This window comes from Flavobacterium restrictum (genome assembly GCF_007097245.1).
GTDB classification, from domain to species: Bacteria; Bacteroidota; Bacteroidia; order Flavobacteriales; family Flavobacteriaceae; genus Flavobacterium; species Flavobacterium restrictum.
In genome coordinates this window covers 110,992-129,913 of record NZ_VJZT01000008.1, presented here as the reverse complement: position 1 = coordinate 129,913, position 18,922 = coordinate 110,992, and the positions used below count along the sequence as shown (strand labels likewise).

Below are 18,922 nucleotides of genomic sequence, written 5' to 3'. Positions count from 1 at the left end.
TGTTAACTGTTTTCGTAAAAAAAAGTATTGTTTTGTAAATGTGACAATTGAAATTCTTGTAAAAAAAGAGGATCTAGTTTTTGAATTTTTGAAAATACACTGCTTTTCTCTTCGGAAATTAGAGCTTCTTGGATTAAATAATCGTATTGTTTTGCAATGGTGTTCCAAGTATATCTTCGGTTGGCGATGGCTTTCATATCGGTGCCCAATTGCTTTAATTTGGTTTTCGAAAGGGTATTTAATTGGCCGATTAATTCCTCGGAACTTGAGAAATAAAGTGCTTTATTTTCGGTAGTTGTAATGTTATACGAAACCTTAAAGGACAAAACAGGTAATTGTAAATACATGGCTTCTACCAATGACGGATTGGTTCCCCCAGCCGAATGGCCATGAATGTACAAACTTGCATTTCCACGTATCAAATCAATTTCTCTTTGATTGTTAATGGGGTCAAATAGCGAAATGTTGTTGCAATTTTCATACTGCTTTTTCAGTGCTTTGCCATAGGCACTGTTGTTCCAATTGCCAACAAGGACTAAATTAGTTTTTTGCTCCATTTTGAAAGCTTCCAGCACAAGATGAACATTGTTTTCGGGTTCGATGCGGCATACTTTTACAGCATACTCTTCTTGTAAAAAAGGATATTTTTGAACATCTTCTAGCGTTGGTTTTACCATCAAAGTGTGGTCTGCACCATACTCAATTACCCTGCTAATGGTTTGATACCGCAGCGCAGTATAATCCTGAATGGACTCATTATCGGAAATGTCAATGTGCGAATAGCGAACGGCCATTTTTTCGGCCCACCACAAATATAGTTTGGCGAGAGTTGACCATTTGTCCCTTTTCCATTCGATTCCATCTATCGAAATGATGATTTTTTTATTGGTAAACAAGCGTACAAATGGCAATATCCAAGCGCCAGCAACGCCCAAAATCAACAAGACATCCGATGTAAATACCGCATGAAGTATGGCAATGGTGTCATACGGAATGCTTTGGATACCATTGGCCTCGAGCGGAATGTATTTTAATTTCGCTCCTTTATACGTTTGAATTCGTTCTTGTTTGGTATACTTTTTTTTGGAACAATACACTGTAAAGTTGTATTTGCTGGACAGCTGCGTTACTAAATGCGCTGCAAGTGTTTCGAATCCGCCATATTTTGCGGGTAATCCTACGGTGCCAATAATGGCTATTTTATTTTTTTGCATTTTTATTGAATCGTTTGATTGTCTTATGCCAAAAATCATACTGTTTTTTTAAAGTACTGATTTTTAAAGTTTTAATAATTTAAAACACGATTTTATTTTCCACTATATGGAAAAATAATATTAATTGGAAAGAATTCGGGTGGATTCGTTTTCGAAATAGTCTTCACAAAAGAATTTACTGTACTCCAATGCTGTTTTACTCATTTCATGGTATAAAACTGAATTTTGAAACAATTCGTTGATTTTTTTTGATAGTAGCACGCTATTTTTGCTATCAATCAAAAAGCCATTTTTGCCTTCTTTAACCAGTTCTACAACGCCACCAACTGGAGGAACTATGGTGGGTAAACCATACGCCATGGCTTCAAGTACGGTTAAACCAAAAGTTTCTACCCACAAGTTTGTATCCGACAAGTTCAAGACCACACTGGCTTCTTTATAAAAATTATGGGTGTCTTTCTGGGTTGGATAAATAATTAAATTACTTGGAATTGTATCTTTTATAAAATAGTCCTCGATTTGATTTTGCGAAGCGTTGACCACCAATTTAAAGGTGAATTGTGGATTTATTTGGGCTAATTTCAAAAACTCATGAACTCCTTTATAGGCTTTTAAGGAACAAATCATCAAGACAATTTTTGATTTCTTTTCTGATTTTAAATTCAATTGCGCTTGTTGCATAAACTGACTTTCCAAGACGTTATAAATGACATTTTTTCGAACATTTAAGGGTTCTTTATTGGCTAGAAAATAAGAAACATACACCACCTCTGTAGCGGTTATCTTGACAATCCCAAAAAGGAATAGTTTTAAGATTTTGGGTTTCATAGTGGTTTCATGAATGTGATACATTACCTTGCAACCTCTTATTTTTCCTGCGATTGCAGCTCCAAAGGGCAGTACCGTGTTGATGTAAACAATATCATTTTTTTGTAATTTAATCAGTAATTGAATGGTCAAAATAAATTGGCTTGTCATCAAAAAAAGAAGTCGCAACAACGGATTCTTGGCAAAGCGATACCAAAAAAAATGTGTTTTTACTTTTTCAACCCCAGACAAGAATCCGTCTCTTCCACCGCAGGTGTACAAGTGGGTTTCGATGTTTTTTTTGCACCAGCCGTTGAGCAATTGCATTAATACTTTTGGGCTGCCGCTGTAATCGTTTAATAAATGTATGGCTATGATTCGCATGGATGCAATTGATTATAAATGGTTTGTAAATATTCGCCTCGACTGTTCCAAGTAAAGCGTTCTTGGTATTTTTTTCGAGCATTACCACTCATTTGATACAACAAATTGGGGCTTGAGTATAATTTTTGAATAGCGGTTTTTAGACCTAAAATGGTTTCCATATAGGGAGCTTCTGGAATGGCAAAACCGCAGTTTTCATCAATATATTGTCCTGGACCTTGGTTGTCCAAACAAATAACGGGCAAACCGAATGACAATGCTTCGGCGACAACCATGCCAGCGCCTTCGTGGGATGGAAACAGGAAAATAGCTGACTGTTCGTAAAGTTTCATTAGCTCGGCTCGGTCAATCCATTCTATTATGGTTACATAGGATTCCATTTCATTTTGAGCAATAATAGTGCGGTACAACCCTATCTCATTTCCAGATCCTACGAGTGTTAGGTGGCAGGCTTTTTTTTCGGAAATCGTAAGCGAATTAATAAAAGCAGCGAAAGCATGCAAGCTTAAATCAAAACCTTTGAGTGGTACAAAACGACCGACGCTAATAAGGTTAAAATGAGCTTTTTTTGGAATTATATCCGTATAAAAATCCTCTGAAGCAACTGATGGAAACACCGAAAAAGAGTCATTTTCTAGTTTTAAAACTTCAGGAACTCCTGTATTCATACACCAAATATGACTAGCGTTTTTTATGGTTTTATGCAATGCAGGCGACCATTTCCAGAATGCTTTTTTGATGTACCAAGTGGCTTTGTCTTTAAGTTTGAACGTAGTGGTCGCTAATTGTAAATACGTTTTGGGAATAGCAGGATGGTGTCCCACGGGGCCCCAAACCATTGGTTTTTTTAATTGATATAAAAAACTAGGCGTCCAATCGTTGTGAAAATTAACATTGTGTGCAATATCAAAAATCAATTTTTTGTTTTGTATGAATTTTACAATTCCTTTTTGCCACATATAATAATAGAGCATTGCGCCACGCCCTCCTTTTTTCCAGAAACGCATCCAATAAGGCAAGTCAAAATACAAAAAAGTGATGTTGTCATAAACAGGATCTGGATTGTGACGCATGTATTTTTCTATCGCTTCTTGGTTGTTTTCTCTAGTAATAGCAAAAACAGTATTGAAACGAGCAATTTGATACACAAAATTCCATCCCATTCCGTCTTCGGAACCTTTATACGGATTTACGGCATAACAGGTGGCGACAATAGTTGGGTTACTCATGGTTTTTATTTTTTAAAAGTTGGGCAGGAACACCACCAAGTATGCTGTTGTCAGGAAATGATTTGGTAACTACACTTCCAGCCGCAATAATACTTCCGTTGCCTATTTGTACGCCATCCAGAATGGTTACTTTACTGCCAATCCAGCAATTTTTGCCTATTTTAATGCCTTTTCTGCTAACCCCTTGCTGGCGGATAGCGATAGTTGTGTCTTTGTAATTATGATTTTCGGGATGGCAACTCCAGTACTGTCCTACAATACATTCATCGCCAATTTCGAGTCCGCCAGCACCTCCCAAATAAGCAAATTCGCCAATCCCAACATTGTTTCCTATCACAATTTTGTCGCCAATAGCATTAAGCGAAGTCGAAACAATTACCCGACTAAAAGCACCAATACTTACATTGTCACCCAGTTGAATACCGTTTTTGCTCAAAGCCGATAGCTGTACTTGATTGCCCAATTTTAGGAATTTCCCCCATTTTATTTTAAAACTGTAGGTCAACGAAACGCCTGTTCCCAAGAGCATTCCTTTGGGGTTTCGAAACCAAAAAAGAACTTTTAATCCCCGCAAAAAACTCCACATTTGAATCCAAATAAAAGATAGCAATAGGCGAGAACTTAAGGTTTCATCAAATGAAAAAGTTGGATTTCGTAATTGAATGATTTTTAAAAAGAGCGTTTTCATGATTTTTTTTGAGTAATAGTGGTTAGAATCTGTTGCAAGGTCAGCTCCAATTCTACGTTGTTAATACTGGTATAAACGGTCGAAGTAGTTTGGGACTGAAGCGACTCGAATAAAAGCTGGTACTCTTGAGTCAATTTTTCGATAGTTATTTTGCTTAATTCTTGTTTTCGTTTTAAAATGATTGCTGCATCCGCAAAAAGGAAAAAATTGAATTTTGGTTTCAATAAAAAGCGGTATCCAAAAACAGAAATGTTTTTTGGTAGCACTATATTGCTTCGCTTGCTGTCATTTATAAAGTCAAAATAATACCGATCATAAAGAACCACATCACCGCGTAAAATATGCTTGAAATACACCACAAATTGCCCTAATAGATAATCCAAATAATAATAGGAGAACCGCAAAAGAGACGAAAGCAAGCTTTGGTTTTGGCCCTGTCTTGGCAAACTTTCTACTGCATCTTGATGGGCTTTTTGTTTGCCTTTTGTCCAAACACTCAATATGGGCAAAACCGAAGGGCGGTGGCGCAAAACAACCACTTTCTTGCGAAGTCGTTTTTCGATAATTACTGCAATATTTTCGATTACAGTTGATTTTCCAGCACCATCAACTCCGCTAAAAGTGATGCTAAAACCCCTATTGTTACTGCTATCTTTTAAGGTATCAATTCCGTAATTTAACGTGTTTTTAATGAAATTCATAGCGCGATTTGGTTTGGTTTTTTTTATAAAATGAAGCACTTCTTTTGGACTTTTTTGGAGTACCACATCCAAAGGGGCTGTTGAATTTTGAATACACGTTTGTAAAGCGAGGTATTTTGCTGGAATTTTTGCGCCATTAAGGGTGTAAAAAAGAGCAATAAATCGAGCAGTATCGCTTTCCGAAGCGTTTTTTACGCCGTGATTATTGCGAAAACTGTTGGCTAGTATTGCTTTGGCGTCACCTATTTCTAGATTTTTGACTTTTAGTTGGGTTATGAGGTCTAAAGCCAAAAAAGAGCCGTCCGTCAAAAAAACCAAAACACTATTCATAAATGATTTTTTGCAAAAGGTGCTATTGGCGACCAACGCATGGTTTTGAATGTAATTCATCAGATTTTTACTAGTTTTTTGGGTCACAATCAAATCAATATCGGCATTTTCAGGCAGTTTTTCGGGATAGTAGTTACCCACTTTTAAACCTGCATATTCCTGATTTTGAAGGGAATCAAAAACGTCCATAATAAGCAATTCTCTCGCTGATTTTTGATTGGTCAAAAAGGTGTTTAAGGCTTCGTTCCAAACCAATAGTAACCAGTCTATTTGCGCATGCCATTTGGGTTGGGAGGCATATACTTTTAAATAATACTGGCAATTGAGCAACAAATACCACTTTAAATACCGGTTTAATTCCTCGAGTTCATTGTTGAACAATGTCGTTGCAAAAGCACCAGAACAATTTTCTTTAATGGTTTTGTAAATTTCTGACCAGCATTTTCGCTCGACCATCACACCATTTTGAATCATAAAATGAAAATAATCAAACGCCTTTGTTCGCTCAAAACTAGCCAACTCCCAATCATAAAGGGCTATTTTTGTATCGGCTTCGTATAGGTTCCATTGGGTGAAATCGCCATGCGAAAGGGAAAGCGTTATTTTTTCATTTGGATTGGTGTTTTCTAAAAGTAAATTGATTTTCCGAATCATATTTGCAGGAATTCGGGTGTCGTTTAGGAGTTGGAACTCATTTTTTAGCGTAGTAAAAAAGTCCCAATCTTCAAGCGCAACCGTCCTGTTGTTAACAACACTCATTCTGGATAAAAGGTTGAGGTGCGCAAGCGTGCATTCGTTAGTTCGTTTTCCTAAGGTAGAAACATCGGTTAGTTGGATGATTTCCTCCGATATTTGAATACATTCGGGCGTTATCAAGTTGGGAATTGTCCCACATACCTCTTGCAACATGGCGTGTTCGTTGTGAATTAATTGTTGAGCCGATGGCGTCATGGCTATTTTATAAAAACAAGCATTGGCATACAAAATAGCTTTATTATTAGGGCCAACCGTTCCGGTAAACAAAGCCCAATTGGATTGTAGCTGGAACAAAGTATTGGTTTGATTGGTCACCCAAAAGGATTTTCCCGCAAAAACTATTTTTTGAAGTTTCAGGTAAAACAAAAACCGTATCCCAGCCGCAAATAGTTGGGCTCTATAACTGCTGGTAGCGTAGAATTTTAAAAACAAAGGATGCTTTTGGTTTTTTTCCCAAATCCATCTTGGTGTCCCATCAGGGTTTTTGATGTACAACAAATCCAATTTTTTGGCAGCAACATTGTTCGTTGTTTCGGCAATTGTGAACCCAATAGTTTTAAAAATAGTTTCCATAGTGTTTCTTTATACTATACCTATTTGGAAAACCGTGCCAAAACAAAAAACCCTTATTTCACAAGGGTTTTTTGAGTGTTATGATAGTGTTTTTTTTCCATATTTTGGAAAAATTATTTTTAATGGAATCGCTAAACGACTAAATCGGGTCTTCTTTTTCGCAAATAGAGTTTTTGTAGCGAGGTTAAATGCGCATTATTTTTGAACGATACCGAGAAAATAATCATTTGGTAAAACAGGATTCCATAGTTACTTTCGCCAAAAATTCCAAATTCAGTAAACGAATTGATAATTACCGGAATTAGAATCCCAATGAGCATTAATCGCGTTTCTTTAGGCTCCGAAAAAAAAGCATGAAGCGTAAAAAACATTTGAAAAATAGCAATACAAAGTCCAATAAATCCTAAATTCATTAAAACTTGCATGAAGGTATTGTGCGTCATTTTGCCGGGATAAGTATGGACACTTTGAAAAAATTCTTTGTAATCAATACGCATATACCCAAAACCCAAAAGTGGTTCTCGAGGCAATCCTTCGCTGATGAGTGCTTGCCAAAAAGGCAATCTTCCAGTCAAAGTTAGGATTTCTTCCATTCTAGCTTTGTCGCCACCTTTCAAAATAATTTGGTTAACAGCAAAGGGAATCACTAACAGCACGCCGCCCATAATGGCCATTTTTAAGCCTTGTTTTTTGGTTTGATTGATGTGAAAAAAGATAATTAGAAGCACTCCAATTAGGGAAGAGCGCGATCCTGTCATGAATAATGCATAGCAAATAACCAAAATTTTGACGATAGTCCAAACCTTACTTTGTTTTCGATACAAATCAAAAATTAAACACGCCACCCCAACTCCAGCAAGCATTCCAAGTTCATTGGGGTTCATCATTACGCCACCCAAACGGGCTTCTTCGCCACCATTTGTCAACCTGAAAAAAGTGTCAGGATCAATCCACATTCCAACCACAAAAATCAATTGCAATACAAAAACCGTGTTGCCTAAAAGGTGGTACAAACGAATAGGATGTCCTTCAAAAAAAGAATCTAGTACTTTGATACTTTTTATAAAAAAATAAGCAAAAACCAAACTTTGAAACGTCATAAACCATTGTAAAGCACTAAATCCAGGATTGGTGCTCCACATAAAAGACAAGAAGCCAAGTCCCATATACGAAAGATAAAACAGCGGTGAAAAAATGTTTTTGTAGCCCATTGTGTTTACTGCGCCATACCTAATAATTTTATAATAAACCCCAATCGATGACAGCATTAACCCCATTCTACCCACCACTTTTATGGCGCGGGTTATGTTTATGTTTTCGCTCCACGTAAAAAAACAGGCTACCATCAACAATAAAATAAGGAACATATAAGTGTTGATTCGCTTTAGGAATGCGTCGTGATTGGGAACTGTTGTAGTCATTATATTTTGTATAAGTCAGTATGAAACTGTGTGATCAATTTTTCCCAGTTGTAGTTTTCTTCGACCATTTTTATGGAGTTGCGTTGCATCTCTAAAAAATCTAATGGAATTTGCCACCCTTTAAAAACAGCATTCATGGCGGCTTCGAGTTGCTTGCTACATTGGTAATAAATTGTTTTTCCAGCTTGGTATTTTTCGACCAAATTGCCAATATTGGTAGCGTCAGTAACGATGCACGGTTTGCCAAAACTCGCCGCCTCAATAACCGAAAGTGGCAACCCTTCGTTTCTTGATGGATGCACAAAAACATCCATTTGTTGCAGCAAATCCTCTTTTTCTTTTCCAAATTTACTTCCGTAAAGCGTCACACATTCGCTTAAGGAATGCGTCTTGATTTGTTTTTCTAAAGCCGCTTTTTCATTGCTATCGCCCACAATCCAAAGCTGGGAATCAGGATGGTTTTTATGAAATTTTTGAAATCCTTTGAGTAAAGTATCCAATCCTTTGGTATAAATATCCAATCGGCCAATAAACCCAAAAACGATAGTGCCATTGGTCGTGTCTTTGAGCGTTATCTTTTGTTTGTTTTCATACCCGTACGGAAGTAAAATTGATTTTTTGTTTTTAAAAATTTTGTTCAAACCAGTAACTTCACTTTTTCCTATGCAATGAATTTGAGTGGTATGTTGCAACACTCTTTTTTCGAAAAAACGGAAATATACTTTTTTGAACCAAAAGCTTCTTTTCATGGCAATAGTGTTGTACGCCCCATGCGGTGTAAACACAAATGCAATGGTGTGCTGGTATAAAAATTGGGCTATCGAGTAGTAAACCGGAATCCAACCGCCATGCAAATGGAAAACGGCTTTCCCTTTTTTAGCTACTAAAGCCGACTTTAATTCTTTAGAAAAAGCAAAAGGATTGCGTTGTTTTTGAAACAATCGGGTTTCAAAATTGCGGGTTTCAAAATTATATTTACCATCTTTTGAAATTCCCCAAACCGAAACCGTTTCGCCAAAACTACGTTGTTGTGTTGCCAGTTGATGCACCACTTTGTTGACGCCATTCATCCGTTGCGGATTGGCTTTTCCTAATACTACATGAATTATTTCCATAACTGAAAGGAGTTTTTTTTCAATTGATTTTGCCAATACAAAATCATTATGATTTGATTAATAATAAGTCCAGAAACCGCTCCGTAAAGCCCAGAATACCGCAGCAAAAAATGAAAAGTTGCCAAGGAAGAAACGAATGAAAGCACATACCCAAAGAAGAAAATTTTATTTAAAACTAATATTCGGATGGCAATGCGAACGGGGTAACTCAAAAAAATAAAGAAGTATAAAACGGACATAATTTTTACCACATAGCCGTAATTTTGATATTTTAATCCTCCAGCCAAAACGATAATTCGATCCGAAAAAACAAATAAAATAACGAGTATTATACTAAAAAAAACGGCACCAATAGTGGTAATTTCCAACAAGTATTTTTTGGCTTTGGAAGCACTATCTGCATACAGTTGCGCCACTTTTGGGAGGTAATAATTTTCGACCGTTTGTAAGCCAATATTGATTACCCCAAAAAAAGATTGTACCAAACGCAAGGCGCCAAGTGCTTCGATTCCTAAATAAATTCCAGATACCAATACAAAAAAGTTACTCGAACACCATTGTAAAAGCGCAACGCTAAAGAGCCATTTGCCTTGTGCAAAATGAGCAGCGGCAAATTGTTTCCAGCAAACAGGTCTGGTATAATTGCGAACAATAAATAGTATTCCTGGCAAAGAAGTTGCCATGTTGGCTAGACCAATAATCCAAAGTACTTCATGCAATTGCAGTTTTTGTTTGCCCACAAAAGCAATACACAGGAGAGCGGTAAAAAGCACATCCATGACAAAGGCACTTTTGATTTTGGACAAACCCAAGAATAATTTTCTAAAAAAATCATTGATCAAAAAGCCAAGAATATAACAAATAATAGCATTAGATTGTAAAACATACACATTGGTTTTTGGTAAAAAAAGGACTAACGACTTCACTGACAACATGAATAAAAGCAGCAAAGCCATTAGTCCAAGGAATAATGACACTTGGTATTCCTTTTTTTGTGTAATTTTTGCAATAGCAACTTGAAAAGGCTGAATCAACAAAGCATTGCTTATGCTCATGGCCAAATAGCTTAAAAGCACAAGTGTAGCAAACAGTCCAAAATTTTTGATATCCAGTTTTTGAGCCAAAACCAATGTCAAAAAAAAATTGGTTCCGCTACAAATTACTTGATCCGCGAGAACCAAGAAGGAAGGAGAAAACAGTATTTTCTGGATGCGATTCATAATTGATTAGGCGTTTTTAATTGTTTTTTTGTTCCAAAACTTTTTGGCCAATGCCCATAAACTAGGATTGTAACCCGATTTGTTCAACACGAACCAAACATTTTGAAATTGGTATTCATCCTTAACTAATTCGATGGTCAAAATGGTTTTTTCGGCAGTTTTTCGGCTGTCGATGACCATTATATTTTGTGTTGCCAAACTCATAAAAAGCAAGGCTAACTTATCGTCCTTCAAGGCTTGATTGTGTACAATACACAACTCGAAATTTTTCATTTTTTCGTTGATTTCCTTTTGGAAAACCGTCTTGGTGTAACTCAAATATTTAGGATCCGAATAATCAAAATACGCATTGGCATCAAACTGGTTTTCTAACTGTCCTGTGGCATCAATAACCAAAACGTTACGGCCCTGATTTTTAAAAGCAAGAGCTAGGTTTTGCGCATGAAAACGGTGTTCTCGGGCATTGTCTGGTGAGCTAATCACGAGTATGCTTTGTTCCTGAATCATTCCTTTTAGTTCCATTTGCATGGCTTCTTTTAGGAAATTTTCCTTTATTTTTTGATCATTTTTGATAAACGGAGTTGCAATAGCGACAGGAATGGTGCTGTTTTTTTCGATAGTGAACACGTCATTTACTTTTGCTTTTGCAAAATGCACTACATAAATTAGCAAAATGGAACCAAACAATCCGAGTACAGCCGAGACAACAATAATGATAGCACGAATGGGCGAAACGGGCGTTTTGGATATTTCGGCAGGTGTAATTACTTTATGAAAAGCAATTTTGGCAGCTTTAGCAATTTCGGCATCGATTCTTTTTTCGTTCAAGAAATTGTAATTTTTCTCGTAGAGATTGAATTCTCTATTTAAAATTTCCAACTTTTTTTCTTTTTCAGGCAAGCCAATGAATACTTTTTCGGATTCAGAAATATCGCTTGAAAGGTCGTTGTATTTTAATTGTAAATTTCTTTCGGTGTTTTTGATGCTTTCTACTTGATAGTCGGCTAGGTCTTTTATCTTGGAATCGATGATTTTTACTTTTTCGTTTTCGGGCGTGTAGGTCAATAACAAATCTTTTTTATCGGACTGTAATTTTTTCATATTCTTGACCATTTCTGTCGAAAGCAAATCGGTAAAAGCCTCAAAATTTGGTGCTAATTCTAGGTAATTGGTTTTGCCAGCTGCGATATATTTATTCAAGTCTTTAATCGCATTCAGGTTCATTTTAATGTTCGATTGCTCGATTTTTAGTTGCGAAATTTTACGCAAATCTGTTTCGGTTTCTTGCTGAATATTGACTATTTTTTTGTCGTCACGAAAATTTTGAATGTTATCTTCAGAAGCCGAAAGTTTTTTGTTCGAGCTAGTTATTTCTTCCTTCAAAAAATCTACCGTAATATTGGCTGCTTTAAATTTGCTTTCGATATAATCCTGTATGTACATTTGGGCAAGCTTGTTGACAAAAAGAGCTGCTTTTTCCGGCACGTTACTTTTAAGGTTAATTCGGATTACTGGCACATCTTTATCAACAGGGACAATATCAAGATTGGTGTTGATTTTATCCATTATTTTTTGTTCACTCAAAAATTCGAACGCATAGGAATCGATAATTTTAAGCTCTTTTTTGCTTTGAATAAAAGGTTCGTTCAAAGTGATAAGCAGTTTCCCGCCCTGAATTGACAAGGGTTTTCCAAAGGTGTTCTTGATGGCTTGCTTGGAATTTGGATAAAAAAACAAGTATTCTTTTCTAGAAATAACTTGCAAACCATAGCGTTTGTCTAATGCTTTTTCAGATTGAAAAGTACCTTCGATTAGAATTGGAGAATTACCAAATAACTCTACGGATTGCACATCGCCTTTGCGGTAAATTTCTTTGTCAAAAGGCAATTCAGCAAGGGTTTTGTGCATCAAAGTAGCGGATTTTAAAACTTCAATTTCGGTAGCAATTTTATTAGCGGATGCAAATACATCCAAATCTTTGAAAAGGTTAGCGCTCGGAACTCCTTCTTGCACATCGGCTAGCTTTAATTTAGCGGTGCTTTCATACATTGGAGTAACATAATTTAGGTATTTTTTGGCACCTAAAACGGACAAAATCATGACCAAAATGATGATTGGAAATCCTCTAAATAAGGGTTTGAGTAATCGTATGTTTTCGTTCATAGCTGTTGTTTTTAAAATAAACCCATGATAATTGCCGCCGCACTGATGGTGGTAGTCAATGGGATTATGGTTGCAATTCGCTTATCGAACTCTTTATTTTTCTTGGATGGAACGATGACAATATCACTAGGATGAAGCTGAATATTGGTATTCAAAATAGCATCGGCAACGGTCAAATTGATGTTGGTAACGATTACGTTTTCGCCTTCTTGACGCAATATTTTGATAGATTTTAGATTGGCATAAAAGTCAAAACCTCCCGTTTTACTAATCATTTCTAGTAAGGTAACATAATCTTTGTCTATGGTAATGGTGTTTGGATTTCGTACTTCGCCTAAAATGGTGACTTCTTTATTTAGAATTTTTACATCAATAATGGGATTCACAAGCCATTTTTTGAGTGCTGTTTTGAGTTCTGCTTTGAGTTCTGGAACGGTTTTGTTGAGTGCTAGTGTCGTGCCTATTTTGGGAACTTCGATAGTGCCATTTGCATCGACCATTAGCCATTTTCCGTAAACTTCATTCGAATTGTAAATGCCATAAATAGAGCCTACACTCAAGTTGTCTTCGCCCCAAACGGATAGCGAAATTTTGTCATTTTTTCTTATTTTATATTGATAATCAGCATTGTACATAAAGGCTGTTTTGTCAATGATTTCGGTTTTGCTTACTAATAGGTTTTGTGTCTTGCAAGAAGCAAATAGGAGTAATAGTAGGGTCGTTTTCAAAATTGTTTTCATGTTGTAGTTTGAAAAAGATTAAAATAATGAAAGTAATCGTTGCACCATATTGGGATTCGATTTTTTGAGGGCTGCTTTCACTTTGATAATTTTGTTAATGATAAGCGTCATTTTATCACATACAGTATTATCTTTTATGACATAATCAAAAGCCCCATATTTCAGAGCATCCACAGCAGTTTTTATATTGTCTTGGCCAGAAACCATGACTACATAAATGTTTGGATTGTACCGCTTTATTTTTTTTAGGACTTCAAATCCAGAAAGATCATCCATGTTGTGGTCTAGAAAAATGATGTCGGGATTTTGATCTAGATTGTGTAAGCAGTCTCTACCGTTACTGAAATAGGTAATGTCATTGTATTTCAAATTAAGAAGGTATTGTTCGTACACATTGGCACAAAAAATATCATCGTCTACGATAAAAAATTTAAATTGATTTTGATTTTCCATGTTATAAATTATTTTGATAACAGGTAATCCAAAGTCAAGCCAATAAATTAATTATTTGACAATCAGTATTTTACAAAATTTTTAATTTGATTTTTTTTCCATTTTTTGGAAGATATTTCCAGAAAAATGAGTAGAGTCACTTGCTATGGATGGAGTTCCTCTGCATGGAGCTGCGCTACAACTTCCTCCAACATGTTTTTATAGGAATAAAAAGCGTTAGTATTTGTTCTTTACTCGGAGCTGTTAAGGCTACTTTTTCGAGTGTTTTTATTTCGGTTTGTATGCTGTTTATGCCTAAACTTGCTACACTCGGTTTTATTTTATGAATGAGTCTGCTTACTTCGATAAAATTATTGTTGGCAATGGCCAATGTTGTTTTTGCAATTGTATCGGTGGTTTGTTCTACAAAAATAGTGAGCATTTTTTTTACGAATTCATCGTTTCCGCGGCTCAAATTATGAAGCGTGTTGAGGTTGTAGTTTTTATTATTTTGAATGATTTTGCTCTTTTGGGTTGGAATCACGATTTTATTAACCGTGTGTTTTGCAATGGTTTCTAGGAGTACAATTTCATCAAAGGGTTTGGTTACATAATCATCCATACCTGCTTGTTTGCATTTTTCGGTTTCACTTTTGAAGGCGTTTGCGGTTAATGCAATGATGGGCGTGGTCAGTTTAAATTCGTTTCGGATAATTCTGGTGGCTTCAAAACCATCCATTTCAGGCATTTGTATGTCCATTAAAATGATGTCAAAATTTTGTTTTTTCAAAATTTCGAGTGCTTCAACACCATTTTTGGCTTCGGTAACTTTGCAATTAAAGTACTGCATGGAGTTTTGCACGACCATGCGGTTCATTTTATTATCCTCCACTAATAATATAGAAATCCCTTCGATATTAATGTTGATTTCTGGATTTGGTTTTTTTACATTTTCTAAATTTCCTTTTAGTAAACTTAAATAAATGTGTATGGTTGTTCCCTTGTTTTTCTCACTTTCCACGGTTATGGTACCGCCCATAAGTTGTACGAGTTCTTTGGTAATTGCCATTCCTAAACCAGTGCCGCCAAATCTTCGTGTTACGGCTTTGTCCTCTTGGGAGAATTTTTTAAATAAGGTTTCGGAGTAGCTTTTGTCCATTCCAATGCCCGTATCGGCAATCGAAATATGCATTTCTTGAAAGGTGCTGTTATCCGTTAGTAACTCACAAAACACTTCGATTTTGCCATTGGGTGTAAATTTCAAAGCGTTCCCTATTAGGTTAAAAAGGATTTGTTCCATTCGTAAAGCATCTCCTTTGAACACGGGATTTAATTTCTCCGAGAACAGTGCAGTGAGTCTAATTCCTTTTTGTTTGGCTTTTGGTTTGAGTACTTTAATGACGTTTTGAACGGAATCTTCAAAAATAAAATCTTCTTTTTCGAGTTCCATTTCGCCAGCTTCAATTTTTGAAATATCCAATACATTGTTTAGAATAGCCAGCAAATGTTTGGAGGCAATGGCGCTATTATCAATGTATTTTTTTTGAAGTTCGGTTAATTCTTGTTTGCCTAATTCTCTCAAAAAGCCAATTATTGCATTGAGTGGCGTCCGGATTTCGTGGCTCATTGTGGACAAAAAAGCTTCTTTGGCTTTTGAGGCCTCTTCGGCTTTTATTTTCTCGGCTTCCAGTTCAATTTCTAGTTGTTTTTGTTCGGTTATGTCCAGATGAATTCCTATGGATCCTACTAATTTTCCTTTGTCATCATAATTGGGTGCGCCACTTATGGCCCACCATTTGAGTTCTCCTCTTTTGTTTTTTATGGGAATTTGGTACACATCGGACACGCCTTGTTGGCGCAATACGTTCTTTGAGGCCATAAGGTCTTGATTTTCTCCAAAAACAAAAATTTCGGATGGATTTTTCCCCATGAGTTCATTGATTTCATAGCCTGTCATTACCGAAAAACTCTGATTAGCAAACTGAATAACTTCATTCGTATCTACTTCGATTATGCCCATGTTCATATTGGCAATAATATTTCGGTATTTTTCTTCTTGGATTTTTAGGCTATTTTCTGCTTTTTTTCTTTCGGAAATGTCTTGTATAAAAGAACAGAAAAACAATTCTCCATTTTGTTTTAACGGAATTATCGAAATTTCTACTGGAAATTCTTCTCCTTTTATGTTCATGGCCGTAAGCTCAATTTGCTTATTCAAAACGGGGCCTTCACCTGTTTTTATATAGTGTTTCATGCCGTTATCATGCCCTTTTTTATGCTGGTTGGGGACAATGGTTTCGGTTAACGATTTTCCTAAAACAGCATCGGATTTCCAACCAAAAATGAATTCTGCTTGCTGGTTCCAAAAGGTTATTTTGCCTTTTATATCAATAGTTATAATGGCATTGAGTGAGGCATTCATGATAAAACGACTGCGTTCTTCACTTTGTTCCAGTAAATTTTGCGTTTTGATTCGGTGGGTAACATCGGTGTATTTCCAGAGATGTCCTTTGTATTCATTATGAATGATTACAGGAATATAGTCTCGTTCATAAAACTGATTATCCGTGGTTTCTATTAGTTCAGCAATGACTATTTTCTTTTGTTCCAATATCTCATTCACACGATTTACAAAAACGGATGGATTGAGAAATAATAATTTTGAATTCCCAATAAACGTGGTGCAATCCATTCCTATTAATTCTTCAGGTGCAGTTTTTAAATGGCGCATGTCGCAAAAATGCTGATTGGTAAATAATATTTTTCGATTTTCGTCTTCAACCAAAATACCGGAGTGCAAGTTGGCTAATAGCGTTTTTAATAACGCAACGGTTTCATACAATTTGTTTTCGGCTTCTTTTCTTTTAGAAATGTCTTGCAAAAAGGCACAAAAAAAGGTTTCTCCGTTTTGAGTAATAGGCGTAATGGTAATTTCTGCTAGGAATTCATCCCCAGATTTATGAACGCCAAAAAGTTCTACTTGTTGGTTCAAAAACGCATTGTAACCTTCCTCTAAATATTGGCGTATGGAGCCATCCCAAAGTGCTTTATTGCGAGAAGGAACCATAAAATCAGTAAATACTTTGCCTAAAACTTCTTCTCTTTCCCAACCAAAAACAGCAGTTGCTTGCTGATTCCAAAACGTAATTTGGGCTTTATCATCAACTGTTACAATCGCATTTAGCGAAGCATTCATAACAATTCTACTGCGTTCCTCACTTTGTTCGAGTAAAATTTGACTCTGAATGCGCTCCGTTACATCCGTGTATTTCCACAATTGTCCTTTGTATTCTTTGTTGATATAAATCGGGATATAGTCACGTTCCAAAAATCGATTGTCAATGGTTTCAATCAAATCACCGATCACGAGTTTTTTATGTTGCAAAAGATCCTTGATTCGGGAGACAAAAATTTCCGGGTCTTTGTATAAAAATTTACTCTCTACAAATAGTTCCGAGAAGTCAACGCCTTCAATAGCTTTGGGTGTAATGATTTTCTTTTTTTGATCCCAAAAAAGTTGATTGGAAAACAATATTTTTTGATGCTCATCTTCAACCAAAACACCAGATTGTAGGTTGTTGAGTAAGGTTTTTAATAGTTTAACCGTTTGGGAAAGATTCGTTTCGGAAATTTTTCTTTTTTCAATTTGTTTGTTTAAATATTTTGAAATAAAGAGTAAATCATCAACATCGTCATCTGGATTGATTTCTGTGTAATGATCGTCCAAAATCTCTAAACTATCGTATAAATTAGATATGGATTGTTGCTTTAAGGCTTGTTCTTTTTTGAGATTTGCATTCAGTTCTTGATACTCTTTTTCGCTTTCTTTAAACGAATGATCCATTAAGTCATTATCCCTTTCAAAGGATAAATAGGAATCATTTACAGCATGAATAAAAGCTTTAAAAGCGGGGCTTTCGAGTTGCTCTTTATCCAAATGTTTTTTTATTTGTTTTTCTAAAAGTTTATGAAAAGTAGTCATTAGTCTATTTCATTTAAACACGTTATGGTCATGGTTTGGTTGTGTAGCTCACAATTGGTAAGTGGTTTTAAAGGCGAAATTTCACCATACGAATAAAACCCAGAAAGCATTGTTTGTGAGCCAAAAATGGTGGCAACCGCCTCTACTTCCTCATCAATTCGATTACCAAGAATCAATTTTCGCCCCACACAACTTATCAACAACGCCAGTTTGGGATTGCTCGCCTGCATGTGTAAGCAGGTCGAAGCGGCATCACTGGCGGCATCAATCAAGCGGTCAAAATTTGCTTTCATAAACCTAACTTTGCTTCCCACAGGAATATCGCCTGCAAAGGTCATGGATTGATTTTCTTCGTCTATCGACAAAATGGTTCGCACTATAGGCTCTTGACTATCCGAAAGTTTTATCGATAACGGAAAAAGCAAGGCCGATCCTGGAAGTTCAGCAGCGTATTTCCCCAAATACGTTTTGTATAAATCGAGTGCGTTTTTGGAATCTATTTGATAAAGAACGTTATTTTGGGCTTGGGTGACCGTTCGTTCTAGCCCAAAACTTTCCCAGCCGCCCAATGAACCGTGAGACAAAACAAGTTTTTCGCCATAAAATCCTATGGCAATAATGGCGCCTACTTGCGGTAATTTATTGAGTCCAACTACTGTTTTTTCAAAACGAGCACCATCTCCAGCCAAACCGCCTGTGATTAAAACAGACTCCTTTTTTGTAATATTCATTCCCTTTACAAGCTCGCTACCGTTCACTTTTCCGCCGTCAGAAAGTACAAATGCTAGTTTTAAATTCTCTTGCGGCAGGTTTTTAATCAACGCTTTTCCAGCTTCAAAGCTATTTTCATAATCATCAATTGTAACAGCTGTGGTTTGAATCGTTGTTGTAGCAAATGCAATTGCTGTCAAGGATATCGTATTGTCGAGTACTTCTTGGTCGTAAATTTCGCCAGATGAGGAGCAGAGTGCGATTTGTGCATTTGGGAATTTTTCCTGAATGGCATCAAAAATTTCTGTTGTGGCAAGTAACGATCTCGAACCAAACCCAAGAACCAATTCAACGGCTTGAAAATCTAATTTTTCGGGATTGATTTCTCTGACAAATGAATTTTCTTGGTATAAAATAGTAGCTACTTTCATGTTCGATTTTTAATTGGGAGGGAGC

General features: G+C 36.2%; 13 protein-coding genes. All 13 read right to left on the bottom strand.

Features of this window, described 5'->3' with window-relative positions; translation table 11 throughout:
* Positions 1-2: 2 nt before the first annotated feature.
* Entirely contained in the window at positions 3-1,214 is a 1,212-nt protein-coding gene (locus tag FNW21_RS09355) for a DUF1972 domain-containing protein (protein ID WP_144256478.1), read from the bottom strand.
* A gap of 120 nt (positions 1,215-1,334) precedes the next feature.
* Positions 1,335-2,405, bottom strand: a complete 1,071-nt coding sequence (locus tag FNW21_RS09350; protein WP_144256477.1) for a glycosyltransferase family 4 protein — start codon at positions 2,403-2,405, stop codon at positions 1,335-1,337.
* The gene (locus FNW21_RS09345; RefSeq protein WP_144256476.1) at positions 2,393-3,634 is read right to left on the bottom strand and encodes a glycosyltransferase family 4 protein; all 1,242 of its coding nucleotides are present in this window, start codon (positions 3,632-3,634) and stop codon (positions 2,393-2,395) included. Before FNW21_RS09345 ends, FNW21_RS09350 begins: the two co-directional genes overlap by 13 nt.
* Positions 3,627-4,322, bottom strand: coding sequence for an acyltransferase (locus tag FNW21_RS09340; RefSeq protein WP_144256475.1), 696 nt, complete (start codon positions 4,320-4,322; stop codon positions 3,627-3,629). Before FNW21_RS09340 ends, FNW21_RS09345 begins: the two co-directional genes overlap by 8 nt.
* Complete coding sequence (locus FNW21_RS09335; protein ID WP_144256474.1) at positions 4,319-6,682, bottom strand: hypothetical protein; 2,364 nt, start codon at positions 6,680-6,682, stop codon at positions 4,319-4,321. The genes FNW21_RS09340 and FNW21_RS09335 overlap by 4 nt, the downstream gene beginning before the upstream one ends.
* 131 nt (positions 6,683-6,813) lie before the next feature.
* Positions 6,814-8,103 carry an O-antigen ligase family protein gene (locus tag FNW21_RS09330; RefSeq protein ID WP_144256473.1) on the bottom strand — a complete coding sequence of 430 codons (1,290 nt, stop codon included), beginning with the start codon at positions 8,101-8,103 and terminating at the stop codon, positions 6,814-6,816.
* The gene (locus tag FNW21_RS09325) at positions 8,103-9,218 is read right to left on the bottom strand and encodes a glycosyltransferase family 4 protein (protein WP_144256472.1); all 1,116 of its coding nucleotides are present in this window, start codon (positions 9,216-9,218) and stop codon (positions 8,103-8,105) included. The genes FNW21_RS09330 and FNW21_RS09325 overlap by 1 nt, the downstream gene beginning before the upstream one ends.
* Entirely contained in the window at positions 9,209-10,438 is a 1,230-nt protein-coding gene (locus FNW21_RS09320) for a lipopolysaccharide biosynthesis protein (protein WP_144256471.1), read from the bottom strand. Before FNW21_RS09320 ends, FNW21_RS09325 begins: the two co-directional genes overlap by 10 nt.
* Before the next feature lie 6 nt (positions 10,439-10,444).
* Entirely contained in the window at positions 10,445-12,601 is a 2,157-nt protein-coding gene (locus tag FNW21_RS09315) for a GumC family protein (RefSeq protein ID WP_144256470.1), read from the bottom strand.
* A gap of 11 nt (positions 12,602-12,612) precedes the next feature.
* Positions 12,613-13,341, bottom strand: a complete 729-nt coding sequence (locus FNW21_RS09310) for a polysaccharide biosynthesis/export family protein (protein ID WP_144256469.1) — start codon at positions 13,339-13,341, stop codon at positions 12,613-12,615.
* An 18-nt stretch (positions 13,342-13,359) separates the two neighbouring features.
* Positions 13,360-13,794, bottom strand: coding sequence for a response regulator (locus tag FNW21_RS09305; RefSeq protein WP_144256468.1), 435 nt, complete (start codon positions 13,792-13,794; stop codon positions 13,360-13,362).
* A 175-nt stretch (positions 13,795-13,969) separates the two neighbouring features.
* Positions 13,970-17,755, bottom strand: coding sequence for a PAS domain-containing hybrid sensor histidine kinase/response regulator (locus FNW21_RS09300; protein ID WP_144256467.1), 3,786 nt, complete (start codon positions 17,753-17,755; stop codon positions 13,970-13,972).
* Positions 17,755-18,897, bottom strand: coding sequence for an FIST signal transduction protein (locus tag FNW21_RS09295; protein ID WP_144256466.1), 1,143 nt, complete (start codon positions 18,895-18,897; stop codon positions 17,755-17,757). The genes FNW21_RS09300 and FNW21_RS09295 overlap by 1 nt, the downstream gene beginning before the upstream one ends.
* Positions 18,898-18,922: the final 25 nt, after the last annotated feature.